Source organism: Leucobacter rhizosphaerae (assembly GCF_022919175.1).
Lineage (GTDB): Bacteria > Actinomycetota > Actinomycetes > Actinomycetales > Microbacteriaceae > Leucobacter > Leucobacter rhizosphaerae.
Genome location: NZ_CP095043.1, coordinates 486,084 through 503,960, shown reverse-complemented (window position 1 = coordinate 503,960; position 17,877 = coordinate 486,084). Strand labels below are relative to the sequence as shown.

The 17,877-nt window shown below is 70.0% G+C and carries 17 protein-coding genes; 3 read left to right on the top strand and 14 right to left on the bottom strand.

Annotated features, from left to right (window positions below):
• Nucleotides 1-238: 238 nt before the first annotated feature.
• Entirely contained in the window at nt 239-697 is a 459-nt protein-coding gene (locus tag MUN76_RS02300; protein WP_244686789.1) for a MarR family winged helix-turn-helix transcriptional regulator, read from the top strand.
• Nucleotides 698-731: 34 nt separating this feature from the next.
• Here the strand turns inward: MUN76_RS02300 and MUN76_RS02295 are convergent, their stop codons facing one another.
• From MUN76_RS02295 to MUN76_RS02275, 5 genes are read right to left on the bottom strand one after another with little or no spacing between them, the layout of a single operon-like run.
• Nucleotides 732-1,685, bottom strand: coding sequence for a siderophore-interacting protein (locus MUN76_RS02295; protein WP_244686787.1), 954 nt, complete (start codon nt 1,683-1,685; stop codon nt 732-734).
• On the bottom strand, nt 1,675-2,475 hold the full coding sequence (locus MUN76_RS02290) for an ABC transporter ATP-binding protein (protein WP_244686785.1): 801 nt from the start codon (nt 2,473-2,475) through the stop codon (nt 1,675-1,677). The genes MUN76_RS02295 and MUN76_RS02290 overlap by 11 nt, the downstream gene beginning before the upstream one ends.
• On the bottom strand, nt 2,472-3,518 hold the full coding sequence (locus tag MUN76_RS02285) for a FecCD family ABC transporter permease (RefSeq protein WP_244688625.1): 1,047 nt from the start codon (nt 3,516-3,518) through the stop codon (nt 2,472-2,474). The genes MUN76_RS02290 and MUN76_RS02285 overlap by 4 nt, the downstream gene beginning before the upstream one ends.
• Nucleotides 3,519-3,529: 11 nt before the next feature.
• A complete protein-coding gene (locus MUN76_RS02280; protein WP_429953036.1) occupies nt 3,530-4,612 on the bottom strand; it encodes a FecCD family ABC transporter permease in 1,083 nt (360 codons plus the stop codon).
• Between the two features lie 37 nt (nt 4,613-4,649).
• A complete protein-coding gene (locus tag MUN76_RS02275; protein WP_244686784.1) occupies nt 4,650-5,678 on the bottom strand; it encodes an iron-siderophore ABC transporter substrate-binding protein in 1,029 nt (342 codons plus the stop codon).
• A gap of 115 nt (nt 5,679-5,793) precedes the next feature.
• Between MUN76_RS02275 and MUN76_RS02270 the strand changes: the two genes are divergently transcribed.
• Together MUN76_RS02270 and MUN76_RS02265 are read left to right on the top strand one after the other, a co-directional pair.
• Complete coding sequence (locus MUN76_RS02270) at nt 5,794-6,408, top strand: DNA-3-methyladenine glycosylase (protein WP_244686782.1); 615 nt, start codon at nt 5,794-5,796, stop codon at nt 6,406-6,408.
• Between the two features lie 81 nt (nt 6,409-6,489).
• Entirely contained in the window at nt 6,490-6,849 is a 360-nt protein-coding gene (locus tag MUN76_RS02265; protein ID WP_244686780.1) for a metallopeptidase family protein, read from the top strand.
• A gap of 172 nt (nt 6,850-7,021) precedes the next feature.
• On the opposite strand, the gene MUN76_RS02260 is transcribed toward MUN76_RS02265, so the two are convergent.
• From MUN76_RS02260 to pyrR, 9 genes are all read right to left on the bottom strand, one after another.
• Nucleotides 7,022-8,062: a DMT family protein gene (locus MUN76_RS02260; RefSeq protein WP_244686778.1), complete on the bottom strand. Its 1,041-nt coding sequence runs from the start codon at nt 8,060-8,062 to the stop codon at nt 7,022-7,024.
• Nucleotides 8,063-8,068: 6 nt separating this feature from the next.
• A complete protein-coding gene (gmk, locus tag MUN76_RS02255) occupies nt 8,069-8,983 on the bottom strand; it encodes a guanylate kinase (protein ID WP_244686776.1) in 915 nt (304 codons plus the stop codon).
• 61 nt (nt 8,984-9,044) lie between these two features.
• On the bottom strand, nt 9,045-9,902 hold the full coding sequence (gene pyrF, locus MUN76_RS02250) for an orotidine-5'-phosphate decarboxylase (protein WP_244686774.1): 858 nt from the start codon (nt 9,900-9,902) through the stop codon (nt 9,045-9,047).
• Between the two features lie 2 nt (nt 9,903-9,904).
• Entirely contained in the window at nt 9,905-13,216 is a 3,312-nt protein-coding gene (gene carB / locus MUN76_RS02245; protein ID WP_244686772.1) for a carbamoyl-phosphate synthase large subunit, read from the bottom strand.
• Nucleotides 13,216-14,427 (bottom strand): glutamine-hydrolyzing carbamoyl-phosphate synthase small subunit, encoded by a 1,212-nt coding sequence (gene carA, locus MUN76_RS02240; protein ID WP_244686771.1) that lies wholly within the window; start codon nt 14,425-14,427, stop codon nt 13,216-13,218. Before carA ends, carB begins: the two co-directional genes overlap by 1 nt.
• A complete protein-coding gene (locus MUN76_RS02235) occupies nt 14,424-14,975 on the bottom strand; it encodes a PH-like domain-containing protein (protein ID WP_244686769.1) in 552 nt (183 codons plus the stop codon). The genes carA and MUN76_RS02235 overlap by 4 nt, the downstream gene beginning before the upstream one ends.
• Nucleotides 14,972-16,399: a dihydroorotase gene (locus MUN76_RS02230; protein WP_244686767.1), complete on the bottom strand. Its 1,428-nt coding sequence runs from the start codon at nt 16,397-16,399 to the stop codon at nt 14,972-14,974. Before MUN76_RS02230 ends, MUN76_RS02235 begins: the two co-directional genes overlap by 4 nt.
• Nucleotides 16,396-17,352: an aspartate carbamoyltransferase catalytic subunit gene (locus MUN76_RS02225; RefSeq protein ID WP_244686765.1), complete on the bottom strand. Its 957-nt coding sequence runs from the start codon at nt 17,350-17,352 to the stop codon at nt 16,396-16,398. The genes MUN76_RS02230 and MUN76_RS02225 overlap by 4 nt, the downstream gene beginning before the upstream one ends.
• Nucleotides 17,349-17,876 carry a bifunctional pyr operon transcriptional regulator/uracil phosphoribosyltransferase PyrR gene (gene pyrR / locus MUN76_RS02220; RefSeq protein ID WP_244686763.1) on the bottom strand — a complete coding sequence of 176 codons (528 nt, stop codon included), beginning with the start codon at nt 17,874-17,876 and terminating at the stop codon, nt 17,349-17,351. The genes MUN76_RS02225 and pyrR overlap by 4 nt, the downstream gene beginning before the upstream one ends.
• Nucleotide 17,877 lies beyond the last annotated feature (1 nt).

Below are 17,877 nucleotides of genomic sequence, written 5' to 3'. Positions count from 1 at the left end.
TCGGCCATCGATGCCCCGCACACCGGGCACTTCGGATCAGCTGGCGGCACGTAGGCCGGTTCGTTCGGGTCGCCAAGCTGTGCCGTCCCCTCGAACTGGTAGAAGAAGCGGCGCCACGCAGCCCAGAAGCCAGGCTGTCCGTCCCACGGGGTCTCATGCCAGAGTCGTCGTTTTCGTTCGCGCACAAACGAAATCGTATCACAGATCGTTTGTGCATTAACGAGCTATACTGTGACGTATGGAGGAGCTCACGGAGGACGCACTCGAACTCGACCGCCAGGTCTGCTTCGCCTTGGCCGTGGCCAGTCGAAGCGTCATCGGCGTCTATCGCCCGATCCTCGAGCCGTTGGGGCTCACCCACCCGCAGTACCTCGTCATGTTGGCTCTCTGGGGAGACGGCACGTTGCGCTTCCGCGAGCTCGCGGACATGCTTCGCATGGATCCGGCGACCCTCTCCCCGATCGTGAAGCGCCTCGAACACTCGGGCCTCATCGAACGGGTGCCGGTCGACGGGGATGAGCGGACGTTCGCGCTCGTCACCACCGCGGCCGGCCGCGCGCTGCGGGACCGCGCGCTCGCTGTACCTCCGGCGGTGGTCGAACGCCTCGGCGTGCCGGTCGATCGGCTCATGGCGCTGCGAGACGAGCTCACGGCGATCATCGAGGCGATCGACCGGGATCCAGCCGCAGCCAGCTGACGTCGCGAATCCTGTTCGCTCCAGCGGGTGCGGCTCAGCCCTTCATCGCGACGCCGATGCGCCAGTAGCCCATGAAGGCGACACTCGAGCGCGGGATCCCGAGGTCGCGCACGAGGTGGCGGCGCAGGGTGGTGATGACCCGGCTCTCCCCGGCGATCCAGAAGCGGGTCGCCGATGCGCTGCCAGTCGCTGCCGCGTCACCGGCCGCCGCGGGCACGGAGACGGCTTCTCCGCTGCCGGAGTAGACGGGGGTCTCCCAGAGCAGGTCCTCGGTTTCCACGACGGGGTCCACGGCCGTGTCGGCGACATCGAGGTGTTCGAGCACCGTCGGGATGAGGCGTGAGCCGACGTCGCCCCCCGCACGAGGGAGCCAGCGCACCGAGACACCTCGGGGTGCCTGGATGTGCAGTTCGTCCGAGGGCTCCGGGATCTCGATGAAGGCGGTCCCCCGGGTCGCGGGATCCAGATCCTCGAGAATGCGCGCGATTGCGGGGGCCGCGGTCTCGTCGCCGGCGAGCACGATGTCGCCCGTCGACGAGGTGTCGAACTCGATCCCGCCCCCGTCGAGCCGGTCCCGTCGCGGCGCGACGAGGAGCAGCGCATCCCCCGCCTGCGCGGCAGCCGCCCAGCGCGAGGCCGGGCCGGTCGCCCCCTCGGCCAGGTGCAGCACGAAGTCCACAACGAGGCGCGTGCGACCGCCGTCGACGGTGAGATCCCGGATCGAGTAGGTGCGCATGGACCCGCGGCGATCCTCCGGAACCGCGAGCCACGCGGTGTACCAGTCGTCACCCGCGCCCTCCAGGTCGGGCAGCACGCCGCTCTCCCCCGGAAAGATCAGTTTGATCCGCTGGTCGAAGGTCTGGCCGGGCGTGCCGATGCCATCGACCCCGGGGCCCGTGAAGGTGACCCGCATGAAGCTCGGGGACACCCGTTCGACCGCATCGACCCGGGCCTCGACGACGGTGAATGGTGCGACGCTATCCGACATGGTGCCTCCCGAGTGGCAGAACGAGTGGGGATCCGGAGACCGGATCCGGAATCACCTGGCAGTCGAGCCCGAACACATCGCGGACGAGCGCCTGATCCAGCACCTCGGCGGGGGCGCCGGCGGCACTGACCTCGCCGCCGCGGACCGCCACGAGCATGTCCGAGTAGCGGGCCGCGAGATTGAGATCATGGAGCACCATGACGATGGTGGTGCCGCGCTCCCGGTTCAGGTCGGTCAGCAGATCGAGGACCTCGACCTGGTGGGCCACGTCGAGGAAGGTGGTGGGCTCGTCGAGCAGCAGCACGTCCGTCTCCTGGGCAAGCGCCATCGCGATCCAGACCCGCTGCCGCTGTCCGCCGGAGAGTTCGTCGACCGGCCGGTCCGCCAGGTCGCTCGTGCCGGTCGACTCCAGGGCTTCCGCGACGACGGCGTAGTCCCGCGCGCTCCAGGGCGACATCGCGCGCTGGTGGGGGTGCCGCCCGCGTCCGACGAGATCCGCCACCGCGATGCCCTCCGGTGCGATCGGACTCTGCGGCAGGAGGCCCAGGACCCGAGCGATCTCCTTCGACGGCCGATCCTGCAGGGCGACGCCGTCCAGGGTGACACGACCGCCAGACGGGCGCATGAGCCGGGCCAGTGCACGGAGGAGCGTGGACTTGCCGCAACCGTTGGCACCGACGATGGAGGTGATGCGGCCCGGTGCGATGTCGAGCGAGAGCTGCTCGAGGATCGTCCGATCTCCGTAGCTCAGCGTGACGGCGTCGGCCGACAACTGGTGTTCACGTGTCATATCGAGCTTCCCGTGCGGTTCATGCGGATGAGGAGGAGGATCAGGTACGGGGCGCCGAGCACACCCGTGATCACGCCGACGGGATACCGCTCGTCGAAGAGGAACTGGCCTGCGAGGTCCGACGCGAGCACGAGCAGGGCGCCGATGCAGCCGGCGGGTAGGAGCAGCGAGCCGCCCGGACCCACGAGCCGCGCCGCAATCGGACCGGCCATGAACGCGACGAAGGCGATCGGGCCCGTTCCCGCGGTCGCGAAGGCGAGCAGCGCGACCGCGGCCAGGATCAGAGTGACGCGGGTGAGGTGCACGGGCACCCCGAGCGCTCGAGCGGCGTCGTCGCCGAGACGGAGCGCGCTGAGCCCGCGGCTGCACAGGAGGAGCAGGGGGATGAGGATCCCGCACGCGATCGCGAGCGGGAGGACCCGCTCCCAGCTCGCGCCGTTCAGGCTGCCGGCGAGCCACTGCATGGCCGCCTGAATGTCCCAGTTCGCGGCGCGGGACAGGATGTACGACGTGACGCTGGTGAGCATCGCGGCGATCCCGATCCCGATCAGGATGAACCGGATGCCCGCGAACCCGTTCCGATAGGACAGCAGGGTGATGATGCCGGCGGTGGCGAGTGCGCCGAGGAGGGCGGTCACGGACACAGCCGTGTCGTTGAGCCCGAGCACGATGATCGCGACGACCGCCGATGCACCCGCCCCCGCGGAGATCCCGATCACATCGGGCGAGGCGAGGGGGTTCCGCAGCAGCGTCTGGAAGGTCGTTCCCGACGCCCCGAAGGCGAACCCGGCGAGGATGCCGAGCACGGCGCGCGGCAGTCGCAACTCGCCGACCGTAAACGAGGCTCCCGGCACGGTCTGCCCGGTGAGCACGGCCCAGACCTCGGCCGGTTCGTACAGGGTTCGACCCAGCATCAGACTCGCCGCGAACACGAGTGCGGTGACCACCAGGATGATGACGGTGGCGGTCGCCCGTCGACGCTGCCGCCGCGCACGGCCGGCGGCGATCGCCGTCGCGGCGTCGGTGCGCTGGGTGCGGTTCATGCCGAGGCGGTTCACAGTTCACGCACCTTCTGGCGGCGGACGATCCAAATGAAGAACGGGGCCCCCACGAGTGCCGTGACGATTCCGACCTCGATCTCTTCCGGGCGTGCGACGATCCGACCGACCACGTCTGAGGCGAGGAGCAGGGCCGCACCGGCGATCGCTGAGCTCGGCAGCAGCCAGCGGTGATCCGGGCCGAAAAGCATGCGGCAGAGATGCGGGACGACGAGCCCCACGAACGCGATCGGACCGGCGACGGCCGTGGCCGCGCCGCACAGGATCACGGCGCCGACGGCGGCGATCAGCCGGGCACGGCCCACGTGCACACCGAGCCCGGCGGCCAGATCGTCACCGAGCGCGAGCGAGTTGAGGGATCGTGTGGTTGCGAGTGCCACGATCATCCCGACGACGAGCAGCGGAAGCACGGTCAGGATGCTCTCCCAGGTGGCGCCGCCGACGCCGCCGATGCGCCAGAACTGGAAGGTGCGGAGCAGATCGACCCGGGGCAGCATCACGGCGCTCATCAGTGACACGAAGGCCGCGGAACTCGCGGCACCGGCGAGCGCGAGCCGCAACGGAGTGGCGCCGCCTCGACCCAGCGATCCGACGGCGTACACGAACACGGCGGCGGCGGCGGCCCCGGCGATCGCCACCGTCATGAGGCTCAGCGGGCGAGTGAGTCCGAAGAAGCTGATGCCGACCACCACGGCCAGCGCGGCGCCGCTCGAGACGCCGAGCAGGCCGGGCTCGGCGAGCGGGTTCCGGGTGACCGCCTGCATGACGGCTCCCGACACGCCGAGTGCCGCGCCGACGAGCAACGCGAGCACCGTGCGGGGCAGGCGCTTCGCCACGGCGGCCTCGTTGATCGAATCGGAGGCGCCCTGGAGCGCACCCCCGATGTCGGTGATCGACACGGCGCGGACCCCGAGCACCACCGATGCCACGACGAGGAGCAGGATCACCGCGCATCCCGCAGCGATCCACACGCTCCGACGAGCCGCCCCGCGGCGCAGGTGCGCGGTGCGGGGCGGCTCGTCGAGACCGGGCGTGCGGTCGCCGGGAGCGACCGGAGCCGGTTGCGGGTGGGAGGTCACGCGTGTGCTTCGAGCGCCAATCGGTTCGATCGACCTGCTACTTCGCGGTCGCCGCGGTGGCGAGCACCTCGAAGTAGTCGTCGATCCCCCAGTCGATCGACAGCGGCGACGGGTTGGCCGAGGCCGCGAGCGGGCTCGACTCCTCGAGGATCGCGATCCGGCCCTCGGCGACCGCGGGGATCTTGGAGAGCAGCGGGTCGGACTGGATCTGCTTCAGCACGGCGCCCTCGGCGTCGCCGTAGGTCACGAACACGTCGACGTCCGCGAAGCGGTCCGCCGCCTCCGAGCTCACCTCGACGTAGAACTCCTCCGTGCCTGCCGACTCCTCATCGACGATCTCCGGCTGCGGCAGGCCGAGGTCGGCCAGGAAGCCGGGTCGGGTGTCGTGCACGGTGTAGAAGCCGATCTTGGAGAGGTCGGCCGGGTTCAGGAACGCGAAGAGGATCTTCCGATCCTGCAGCTCCGCGTGCGACGCGAGCGCATCGTCGACCGCGCCGTGCAGCTCCTCGATGAGCGCGTCGCCCTCGTCACCGAGACCGATCGCCTCGGAGTTCAGCGTGATCATGTCGTCGAGGGAGGTGCCCCACGGGGTCTCCGGGTATGCGACGACCGGAGCGATCTTCGAGAGAGTGTTGTAGTCGTCCTCCGTGAGTCCGGAGTAGGCGGCGAGGATGACGTCCGGCTGGGTGTCGGCAACGGCCTCGAAGTCGATCCCGTCGGTCTCGTCGAAGAGCACGGGGGTCTCGGCGCCGAGCTCGTCGAGCTTGTCCTCGACCCAGGGCAGCACACCATTGTCGTCGTCGTCGCCCCAGGTCGCCTTGCTCATGCCGACCGGGACCACGCCGAGCGCGAGCGGGACCTCGTGGTTCGCCCAGGCGACGGTGGCCACACGCTCAGGCTTCGCCTCGATGGTCGTCGTACCGTAGACGTGCTCGATCTCGATCGGGTAGCCGGCCTCGGATGCGCCTCCCGCTGCCGGTTCGGTCTCAGCGGACGGCGCGCAGGCGGCCAAACCGAGTGCGATGGAGGCAACGGCGGTGAGGCCGAGGAGGCGTGAAGTGCGCACGGGCACTCCCTTCAGATCGAGATCACGAGCCGGTCGACTCGCGGCGCCCTCGCCGAGCGCCACATCACATGATGGTAAGGATCGCCTTATGTGTCAAGCCTGGCATACTGGCGGGGTGTCCCGAGATCTCTTTCTGCCGCACGCGCTGGAGGTGGCTCCGAATCTGCTGGGAGCGGTCCTCCGTCTCGACAGCGCCGCCGGGTCGGTGGGGATCAGGATCACCGAGGTCGAGGCGTACCACGGGGTCGGCACGCCGGGGCCGCTCGACGAGGCGTCGCACGCGCGTCGTCGCCGGACCGAGCGGAACGCGGCGATGTTCGGCCCGCCCGGGCACACCTACGTGTACTTCACGTACGGCATGCATCACGCGCTCAATCTGGTCTGCTCCCCCGACGGAACGCCGTCCGGTGTGCTGATCCGCGCGGCGGAGGTGGTCGATGGCGTCGACCTCGCGCGCTCCCGCCGACAGGCCCGCCGTCGCAGTGAGCGGGAGATCCCGAACCACCTGCTCGCGAGCGGCCCGGGAAATGTGGCGGCCGCGCTCGGGCTCACTCGGGCCGAACACGATGGACGGGATCTCTTCGCGGAGCCGTTCGGGTTTGCTCCGGCATCGGGTCCGGTGCCGATGGAACGAGGACCTCGCGTCGGAGTGGTCGGATCCGCCGAAGCCCCGTGGCGGTTCTGGATCCCGGGACCGACCGTATCGCGGTTCCGTCCCGGGCGCGGGTGAATTTCACGGCTCGAATCTCACGACTCGAATCTCGGAGCGTGAATCTCGTGGCTTGAGGTTCCACTGTGGGATGCTGGTGTCATGCACCAGGTACCCGAGGCTCAGTTCGAATCGCTCGTCGCCGATCAGATGGATCAGCTGCCCGACGGACTCGGCCGTGAACTGGACAACGTGAGCGTCACGGTGCAGGATCGGCCGGCCGACGGCAGCCTGCAGGTGCTCGCGGTGTACAGCGGCGTTCCGCTCTCGGAGCGCGGACAGTTCGGTGCGGCTCCCCTGCCCGACAACATCGTGCTGTACCGCGAGTCGATGCTTGCGCACGCCCACGACGTCGAGGCGCTGAAGCGCGAGATCTGGAACACGCTGATCCGCGAGATCGGGCAGCACCTCGGCATGGACGACGCGCAACTCGCGGAGCTGGTCGCTCGCCACCGCCGGTAGGTCTGCGGCGCTGCGGGGTGCCGCGGGGTGCGTCGGCGGTTGCGGAGGCGCCTGTGGTTCGCGGCGCGGCGCTCGCCGTGTGAGCGATTTCGGGGCTGAACTCCTGGGTTCACCCCAGATATCGCTCACGCTCGCGCTCGCGCGGGGTCGGGGTTGGGATCAAGGTGAGGGATCAGGATCCGGCGGGGGCGTCGTCCCCAGGAGTCACCGCAGGGTCAGAAGACGCAGAAGTCCCAGGGGGCGCAGCAGGCGCCGCGCCACCAGCAGCAAGCGCGCCGCCCTCGGGACGCAGCGCCGAGGCCCCGGTCTGCGGGTGGAACTTCGCCAGCCCGATCACACCGATGATCGCCACCGCGCCCGAGGCGATGAACGCGATCACCGCCCACAGGGGCGCTCCCGCCGCCTCACCGAGCACGACGATGCCGATGAGCACCGCGATGATCGGATCGATCACCGTGAGGCCCGCGACCACAAGATCTGGCGGACCCGACGAGTAGGCGTTCTGCACGAACACCATCCCGAGCAGCGCACCGATGAGGAGCGCCGCGACGCAGGTCCAGGTGAGCCACTCGAACTCCTGCTGCTGGAAACGTCCGATGACGGCTTTCGCGAAGGTCGCCACGAATCCGTACAGCACGCCCGCGCCGACGATGTAGACGAGCGCGATCCCGCGGTGCCGCAGGAGCACGAAGAGGAGCAGGGCGACGGCGAGCACCACCGCGAAGGTCACGAGGATCACGATGAGCTTCGTGTCGGTGACGGGGCGGTCCGAGGCCGTGAATGCCGCGATGCTGACGAAGACGACGATTCCCGCCACGGCGAGACCGATCGAGGTCTGCACCCGCCGGCCGAGCTTCACACGACTCACGCGGGAGTTCAGGATCGAGGTGATCACAAGCCCGACGACCCCGATCGGCTGCACGATGATCAGTGGCGACAGCGACAGCGATCCGATCTGGAACACGACTGCGAGCCCGAGCAGCGCAGTGCCGACCACCCACGACGGGCGCCGGAACAGGCTCATCACGTGCCGCAGCGACAGCCCGGACCCCGCGCTCACCCCGACGATGCGCTCGACCTTGTTGAGCCCCCGGGACTGGTACTGCGCCCCGAACGCGAGCAGCGCCGCTCCGATGAGGGCGAGCGGGATCCCGAGGAACTGCTTCGGATCCAGCGCCGTCACCTCGGACAGGCCGTCGACCAGCTGATCCATGGGGCGCTACCCCCGCATGAGTTCGACGAGCCGCAGCGCGGCCCGCGGAACCTCGTCGTTGACGATGATCTCGTCGAATTCCTCGGCCGCCGCGAGCTCCACCTTCGCGGTCTCGAGACGCCGTGCGCGCTCGGCTTCGTCTTCGGTTCCACGGCCCACGAGCCGGTTCACCAGCTCGTCCCAGCTCGGCGGAGCGAGGAACACGAGGCGCGCCTCGGGCATGCTGGCCCGCACCTGGCGGGCGCCCTGCAAGTCGATCTCCAGGAGCACGAGGTCGCCGTTCTCGGCGGCCTGATCCACCGGCCCACGCGGAGTGCCGTAGCGGCTCTGGTTGTGCACCGTGGCCCACTCGAGCAGTTCGTCGGAGGCGAGCATCCGATCGAAGCCCTCGTCGTCGACGAAGTAGTAGTGCTCCCCCTCGATCTCGCCCGGGCGCGGGCGGCGGGTCGTCGCGGAGACGGACAGCCGCACCTCCGGGAAGTGATCGCGGATGTACGCGGCCACCGTGCCCTTGCCGACCGCCGTCGGTCCGGCCAGCACGGTGAGCGGCGGACGGCCGCCCTCGGGCGCCGATCCCAGGCGATCCCGCACGAACGTCTCGAGCTTCTCGCGCTGCAACCGCCCGAGGCCCCCGAGACGCTTCCGGTCGGAGATCCCGAGCTGTTCGCGCACCCGCTCGGCTTTCACCGCGCCGATGGCGGGGAACGACAGCAGGTAGTCGGTGATGCGGAGGGTCGCGGCCGGGCTGTTCGGCACGAGCGACTGCTCCAGCACCCGCAGGGGCGAGATCTCGCCGCTGCGCAGGCGCTGCTTCAGGTCGGCTCGCGCCTGCCGGGCAGCGATCGCGGCGCGATTGGCGGCGACCCGATCGACCTCCGGCATGGCGGTGCTGTCCGCGTCGTCGGTGGTGGAGTCGCTCATCCTGGTGCCTCCTGCGTCGTGGTGTGTGGCGAGCCCGGCCCGGGGCCGCAGCCCCGTCCCGCTAGGCGGACTCGGGTGTCAATGCCCTGGCAATGCTATCCGAGCGCTCGCGCACCCGGTCGGCAAGCCCCCGCGCGCCGCCCGACAAGACACTGCGCGATTCGTTCGCGAGCAGCGCCCAGCCGAGCCCACCGAAGGTGCGGCCCGCGTCCTCGATCCGGGCGCCCTGGTGGCCGAAGCCCGGGGCGAGCACCGGCAGCGCCGGCTTCGCGGGTGGCAGGGTGACGTCGATCCCGAAGTCGGCCAGCGTGAGCGTGGCGCCGAGCACGACCCCGACCGAATTGACGTGCGTGTCCAGAGGCGCGTCGAAAGCGAGCGCGTCGTCGACCATGGCCTGAGCCACGGTGCGGCCGTCCGCACGACGCGATTGCTGCACCTCCCGAGCTTCGGGGTTCGAGGTCGCCGCGAGCACGAACAGCCCCTTGCCGTGGTCGCGAACGTGCCCGAAGGCGCCGCTCAAGCTCCCGAAGCCCTGATACGCCGTGACGGTCATCGCGTCCGCCTCGAGCGGGGATCCCGGGGTGAGCCAGGCGTCGGCGTACGCCGCGAAGCTCGACCCGATGTCCCCCCGCTTCACGTCCGCGATCACGAGCACCCCCGCCGCGCGCGCGTCGGCGAGCACCCGCTCGAGCGCCACGTAGCCCGCCGAGCCGAATCGCTCGAAGAACGCGATCTGGGGCTTGACGCACGCCGCGACGCCGGCGGCGGCCGCGATCACGTCGCGACCCATCCGCTCGGCGCCGGCGGCATCGTCCGTCAGCCCCCAGTCCGCGAGCAGCGGTGCGTGCGGATCGATCCCCACGCACAGGTGGCGCTTCGCCGCGAGTGCGGCGCCGAGGCGATTCGAGAACGACGTCATGGTTACGCGCTCTCCGCCGCCCGCGCCGCCACACGATCGAGCTCGTACTCCTGCAGCGACTTCACGTCGAAGCCGGCGCTCTGCGCGGAGATGGCGCCCACCGCGGCCGAGAGCTCCGACACCGTCGTGAAGATCGGCTTGTCAGCCGCAACGGCCGCGGCGCGAATCTCGTAGCCGTCCGCACGCGCATCGCTCCCCGACGGGGTGTTGATGATCATGTCGACCGACCCGCCGTTGATGAGGTCGACGATCGTCTCCCCCTCGCTGTGCTTCGAGTGCTTGCGGACGGTCTCCGAGCGGATCCCGTTGCGCGCGAGCACGACCTGCGTGCCCTGCGTCGCGAGGATCCGGTAGCCGAGCTCCTGGAGTCGGAGCGCCGGCAGCACGATGGCGCGCTTGTCGCGATCCGCCACGGAGAGGAACACGGTGCCCGACGTCGGCAGCTCGCTGCCCGCAGCGGACTGACTCTTCGCGAACGCGGTCGGGAAGTCGCGGTCCATGCCCATGACCTCGCCGGTCGAGCGCATCTCCGGCCCGAGCAGCGAGTCGACGACGAGCCCCTCGTGGGTGCGGAAGCGTTTGAAGGGCAGCACGGCCTCCTTGACGGCGATCGGGGCATCGATCGGGGCGCGGGATCCATCGCGCTCGGGCAGCAGCCCGGCCTCGATGAGCTGCGCGATCGACTCCCCCGCCATGATGCGCGAGGCCGCCTTCGCGAGCGGGATCCCGAGCGCCTTCGACACGAACGGCACGGTGCGCGACGCACGCGGGTTCGCCTCGAGCACGTAGAGGACCCCCTGCGCGATCGCGAACTGCACGTTCAGCAGGCCGCGGACACCGAGGCCGGACGCGATGCCGAGCGTCGCCTCGCGCACCCGCGCGATCTGGTCGTGTCCGAGCGTGACGGGCGGCAGGGTGCAGCTGGAGTCACCCGAGTGCACACCGGCCTCCTCGATGTGCTCCATCACGCCGCCGACGTAGAGCTGCTCGCCGTCGTAGAGCGCGTCGACGTCGATCTCGATCGCGTCGTCGAGGAACCGGTCCACGAGCAGCGGGTGGCCGGGGCCGACCAGCGCGTGGCCGGCGATGCGCTCGAAGTAGCCGTGCAGGGCGGTCGTGTCGTACACGATCTCCATGCCGCGGCCGCCGAGCACGAACGACGGGCGCACGAGCACCGGGTAGCCGATCTCCTCGGCGATGCGGATCGCACCCTCCTTGTCGATCGCGGTGCCGTTGCGGGGCGCGGTGAGCCCGGCCTGCTCCAGAATCCGCGAGAACGCGCCGCGCTCCTCAGCCAGGTCGATCGCCTCGGGGGTCGTGCCGAGGATCGGGATCCCGGCGTCCTTGAGCGGCTGCGCCAGCCCGAGCGCCGTCTGCCCGCCGAGCTGGACGACGACGCCCAGCAGCGTGCCCGACGCCTGCTCGGCGTGGATGACCTCGAGCACGTCCTCGAGCGTGAGCGGCTCGAAGTACAGGCGGTCCGAGGTGTCGTAGTCGGTCGAGACCGTCTCGGGGTTGCAGTTGATCATGATCGTCTCGTAGCCCGCGTCGGAGAGCGCGAACGACGCGTGCACGCACGAGTAGTCGAACTCGACGCCCTGGCCGATGCGGTTCGGGCCCGAACCGAGGATGACGATCTTCTGCCGGTCGGACGGGGCGACCTCGGTCTCCTGGTCGTACGAGGAGTAGTGGTACGGCGTGAGCGCGGGGAACTCGCCCGCGCAGGTGTCGACGGTCTTGAACACCGGCCGCAGACCGAGGCCGTGGCGCAGGCCGCGGATCTCGGACTCGGAGGTGCCGCGGATCCCCGCGATCTGCACGTCGGAGAAACCGTGATCCTTCGCCTCGAGGAGCACCTCGCGGGTGAGCTGCGGAGCCTGCCGCACCGTTTCGGCGACCTCGTTGATGAGCTGGATCTGGTCGAGGAACCAGGGATCGATCGCCGTTGCGGCGTAGACCTGCTCGATCGTCGCACCGAGACGGAGCGCCTGCTGCACGTCCACGATGCGGCCGTCGGTCGGGCGGCCGATGGTGCCGAGGAGATCCTCGACCCGCTGCGCCCGCTCGGCCTCCGGCACCGCGTTCCAATGGAACGACGAGCCGCGCTTCTCGAGCGACCGCAGCGACTTCTGCAGCGCCGTCGTGAAGTTGCGGCCGATCGCCATCGCCTCGCCCACCGACTTCATGGTGGTCGTGAGCGTGTCGTCGGCGGCCGGGAACTTCTCGAAGGCGAACCGCGGGGCCTTCACCACGACGTAGTCGATCGAGGGCTCGAAGCTCGCGGGGGTCTTCTGGGTGATGTCGTTCGGGATCTCGTCGAGACGGTAGCCCAGCGCGAGCTTCGCCGCGATCTTCGCGATCGGGAAGCCGGTGGCCTTCGACGCGAGGGCCGACGACCGCGACACGCGCGGGTTCATCTCGATGACGATGACGCGGCCCGTCTTCGGATCGATCGCGTACTGGATGTTGCAACCACCGGTGTCGACGCCCACCCGGCGGATGATGTCGATGCCGATGTCGCGCAGCTTCTGGTACTCGCGGTCGGTGAGGGTCAGGGCGGGTGCGACCGTGATCGAGTCACCCGTGTGCACGCCCACCGCGTCGACGTTCTCGATCGAGCAGACGACGACCGTGTTGTCGGAGGTGTCGCGCATGAGCTCGAGCTCGTACTCCTTCCACCCGAGGATCGACTCCTCGAGCAGCACCTCCGTCGTCGGGCTGTAGTGGAGGCCGTCGCCGGCGATGCGGACGAGCTCCTCCTCGGTGTAGGCGAAGCCCGAGCCGAGACCGCCCATGGTGAAGGACGGGCGGACGACGAGCGGGTAGCCGAGGTCCTTCGCGAACTCCTTGGCCTCCTCGATCGTGTGCGCGATGTGCGACCGGGCGACGTCGGCACCCGACTCGAGCACCAGCTCCTTGAAGATCTGGCGGTCCTCACCGCGCTGGATCGCCTCGACCTTCGCGCCGATCAGCTCGACGCCGTACTTCTCGAGGATCCCCTGGTCGTGCAGCGCGATGGCCGCGTTGAGCGCCGTCTGGCCGCCGAGGGTCGGCAGGATCGCGTCCGGCTGCTCCTTCTGGATGATGCGCTCGATCACCGCGGGGGTGATCGGCTCGACGTACGTCGCATCCGCGAAGTCGGGATCGGTCATGATGGTCGCCGGGTTCGAGTTCACGAGGATGACGCGCACGCCCTCCTCGCGGAGCACGCGGCACGCCTGGGTGCCGGAGTAATCGAACTCGCAGGCCTGACCGATGACGATCGGACCGGAGCCGATGACGAGGACTGAATTGATGTCTGAACGCTTGGGCATTAGTGGGTCTCCTCGTTCCCGCCGGTGGTGCGGGAGGAGCGGTGCTGAACCAGCTCACGGAATCGGTTGAACAAGTAGAAGGCGTCGTGCGGCCCGGCCGCCGCCTCGGGGTGGTACTGCACCGAGAACGCGGGGATGTCGAGGCACTCGAGCCCCTCCACCACCTGGTCGTTCAGGCTGTAGTGGCTGACCTGCACCCGCCCGAAGCCGGCCGGCGAGTCGAGCTCGCCCTCGATCGGGGCGTCGACGGCGAAGCCGTGGTTCTGGGCGGTGATCTCGACCCGTCCGGTGCGCTTGTCGAGCACCGGCTGGTTGATCCCGCGGTGGCCGAAGGGCAGCTTGTAGGTGCCGAAGCCGAGCGCCCGCCCGAGCAGCTGGTTGCCGAAGCAGATCCCGAAGTACGGCACACCGTCTCGGAGCATCTCCTGCAGCAGCGCGACCTGCTGCTCGGAGGCTGCGGGATCGCCGGGACCGTTCGAGTAGAAGAGCGCGTCGGGGGCGATGGCGCGCACCTCGTCGGCGGTGGTCGTCGCGGGCAGCACCACGACGTCGAAACCGTGCTCCGAGAGGTACTGGACCGTCGCCCGCTTGATGCCGAGGTCGAGCACCGCGATCGTGCCGATGCGCGAGACCTCGCCCGAGGCTGGCACGTCGTAGCGCTCGGCCGTGGTGACCTCTGCGGAGAGGTTCTTGCCGGCCATGCTGGGCTGCTCCTGCACGAGTGCGAGCTGCGCGTCCTCGGAGAGCGCGAGCGCGTCGCCGGAGAAGACGCCCGCGCGCATGGCGCCGGCCGAGCGGATGTGGCGGGTGATCGCGCGGGTGTCGACGCCGCTGATCCCCACGACGCCGTCGGCGACGAGGTCCTCGTCGAGCGAGCGCTCCGCCCGGAAGTTGGAGACGCGACGCGCGGGATCGCGCACGATGAACCCGGCGACCCAGATCTTGCGGGACTCCATGTCGGTGTCGTTCGCTCCGGTGTTGCCGATGTGCGGCGCCGTCATGAGCACGATCTGCCCGGCGTACGAGGGATCGGTGAGCGTCTCCTGGTACCCGGTCATACCGGTCGAGAAGACGACCTCGCCCAGCGTCTGCCCGGTCGCCCCGTAGGCGCGACCGGTGTATCGGGACCCGTCCTCGAGCACGAGCACCGCGGCGCCCGTGGGCACGGCAGTGGTCGGGGGTACCGTCACTTCGGTCGTTGTGGTGGTCACGCATCCTCCTGGGTGGTGTCGGTCTGGTCAGTCGTCACAATGGTGGCGATCGCGTCTGCGAACGCTTGCTGCTCCGGGGGCGCGGCGAACCGGAAGCTCGACTCGAGCGTTCGCGGTGCCGGTGCGGATCCCGCAGCGGCGGGGGTCTGGGGTTCGGGACGCCACTGCAGCAGCGAGAGGCCGTCCTGCTCGACGACCTTGCCGATCCGGCCGCCCGCGGTCGCGGTGCCGGTGAGCTGGTCGACGGAGAGGTGCACGGGGGGCTCCCCCGTCACCGCGATGGTCACGCCGCCGCGTCGCACGGTGACCTCCGCGAATCCCTTGTAGCGCAGGCCCGGGATCGCGATGCGCTCGAACGGGGAGCCGACGGGCGTCGTGGAGACGTAGCTGGCACGCGGGAACACCGCGACGATCTCACCCGTGGGCATCAGCGAAGCTCCCGCGAGGCCCCCGTCACGGCGGGCTCGAGCGCGCCACGCGATCCACATGCCCCCGAGCACGAGCACGACGATCGCCGCCATCAGAATGGCGAAGCCGGTCCGGCTCATGCGGTGGCCTCCGCCTGGGGGCGTCCGAGATCCGCCGTGGCGCGCGCTGCGGCCGCGACGGTCTCCGGATCCACGAGCACTCCGTCATCGAGGGTCAGGGCGCCGCGGCGGATCGTGTAGGCGACCCGACCCGGGAGCTCCATGCCGAGGTACGGCGAATTCACGCTCATGCCACGCAGGTGGTCCACCGAGAAGGTGCTCGAGCCACTGGGATCGACGAGCACGATGTCGGCGATCTCGCCGGCCTCGAGCGCGGCGGGGTGCGTGTCGAGCCCGCCGATCGTCGCTGGCCGCTGCGAGAGCAGCGTCTCGAGCTCCGCCCAGCTCGCGTGCCCCTCGTGGACCAGGGTGAGCAGCGCGATCGGGAGTGCCGATTCGAGGCCGACCATACCGAAGGCGGCGGCGTCCCACTCGCACTCCTTCGCCTCCACCGGGTGCGGTGCGTGGTCGGTCGCGACGATGTCGATGAGTCCGTCGGCGACGGCCTGGCGGAGCGCCCGCACGTCGGCGTCGCGACGGAGCGGCGGATTCACCTTGTAGCGCGCGTCGTAGCTCCGCACGAGCTCCTCGGTGAGGATCAGGTGGTGCGGGGTGACCTCGGCCGTGACCAGCACGCCGCGAGCCTTCGCCCACCGGATGACCTCGACCGAACCGGCTGTCGAGAGGTGGCAGATGTGGAGCCTGGCGCCCACGTGCTCGGCGAGCAGCACGTCGCGGGCGATGATCGACTCCTCGGCCACCGCCGGCCAGCCCTTCAAGCCGAGCTCGCTCGACAGCGCGCCCTCGTTCATTTGCGCACCCTCGGTGAGCCGCGGATCCTGCGCGTGCTGCGCGATGACCCCGTCGAACGTCTTCACGTACTCGAGGGCACGCCGCATGAGCATCGGGTCGTGCACGCACTTGCCGTCGTCGGAGAAGACGCGCACCTGCGCCCGGGACTGCGCCATGGCGCCGATCTCGCTCAGGCGCTCCCCCGCGAGATCCTCGGTCACCGCGCCGATCGGGCGCACGCTCGCGTAGCCCGCGGCATCGCCCAGCGCCTGCACCTGCTCGACGACCCCGGCGGTGTCGGCGACGGGCATGGTGTTGGCCATCGCGAACACACTCGTGAATCCGCCGGCTGCGGCGGCGCGGGTGCCCGTCAGCACGGTCTCGGACTGCTCCCCGCCCGGCTCGCGCAGGTGCGTGTGGAGATCGACGAGGCCCGTCATCGCGACGAGGCCGTCGGCCTCGATGATCCGCTCGCCCTCTTGCGGCGCCAGATCGGTGCCGCGCTCGACGATGCGACCATCGGCGACGCGCAGATCGATCGTGTCGGCGCTGCGGTGATCGGCGCCGCGCTCGGTGAGGTCCGCCGCCACGCGCACCCCGCGGAGCAGCAGGCCCGCCGGGCGGGTCGCGTCGGTGATGGTCTCGTGGCTCATGCGGACTCTCCTCGTTCGCCGGACAGCAGTAGGTACAGAGCGGCCATGCGTACGGAGACGCCGTTCGCGACCTGCTCGAGCACGGTCGAGCGGGGCGAGTCCGCCGCGCCGGACGAGATCTCGAGGCCTCGGTTCATCGGTCCGGGGTGCATGATGATGGCGCGGTCGGCGAGTCCGCCGACCCGGCGGTCGTCGAGCCCCCAGTTGCGCGCGTACTCGCGCTCGTTCGGGAAGAACGCGGCGTGCATGCGCTCGCTCTGGATGCGGAGCATCATGACGACGTCGGGGGCCTCGAGCCGGATCGCGTCGTCGAGCGAGTGGTGGATCGTCACGGGCCAGTCGCGCGTGCCGTAGGGCAGCAGGGTCTCGGGCGCGACGAAGCTGACTCGCGCGCCGAGCACGTTGAGCAACCACAGGTTGGACCGGGCGACGCGCGAGTGGGCGATATCGCCCACGATCACGACGGAGACCCCGTCGAGATCCCGACCGCGGCTGTCGGCGCCGAAGAGTCGTCGCCGCATCGTGAAGGCGTCGAGCAAGGCCTGGGTGGGGTGTTCGTGCGTGCCGTCGCCCGCGTTGAGGACACCGGCGTCGATCCAGCCACTCGAGGCGAGGCGCGCCGGAGCACCGGATGCAGGGTGCCGGATCACGACCCCGTCGGCGCCGATCGCCTGCAGAGTCTGCGCGGTGTCCTTCAGCGACTCGCCCTTCGACACCGACGAGCCCTTGGCACTGAAGTTGATGACGTCGGCGGAGAGGCGCTTCGCGGCCGCCTCGAACGAGATCCGCGTGCGGGTCGAGTCCTCGTAGAAGAGGTTCACGACCGTCTTGCCGCGGAGCGTCGGGAGCTTCTTGACCTCGCGCTGCTGCGTGGCGGCCATGTCCTCGGCCGTGTCCAGCACGAGGATCGCGTCGTCGCGCGACAGGGTGCGCGTGTCGAGCAGGTGCCTCATGAGATCGTCACCGCGTCTTCGCCGTCGATCTCCGACAGCCGGACCGAGATCCGCTCGTGCTTCGCGCTCGGCAGGTTCTTGCCGATGTAGTCGGCGCGAATGGGCAGTTCCCGGTGCCCGCGGTCGATGAGCGCCGCGAGCCGGACCACGGTGGGTCGGCCGTGGTCGTTGAGCGCGTCGAGCGCGGCGCGCACGGTGCGGCCCGAGTAGAGCACGTCGTCGACGAGCACGACCGTGGCGCCGTCGATGCCGGAGACCGGCATCTCCGTCGGCCGCGGTGCACGCGTGGGGTGCTGCGCGAGGTCGTCGCGATACATCGTGACGTCGAGGCTGCCCACGGGCACCTCCGCCTGCTCGATGCGCGAGATGATGTCGGCGATCCGCCGAGCGAGGTGGCTGCCCCGGGTCGGGATCCCGACCAGTACCAGGCCGTCGACGCCCTTATTGGCCTCGATGATTTCGTGCGAGATTCGGGTCAGTGCCCGCGAGATCTCGGCTCCTTCGAGCACGGTCCGCGTGTCCATC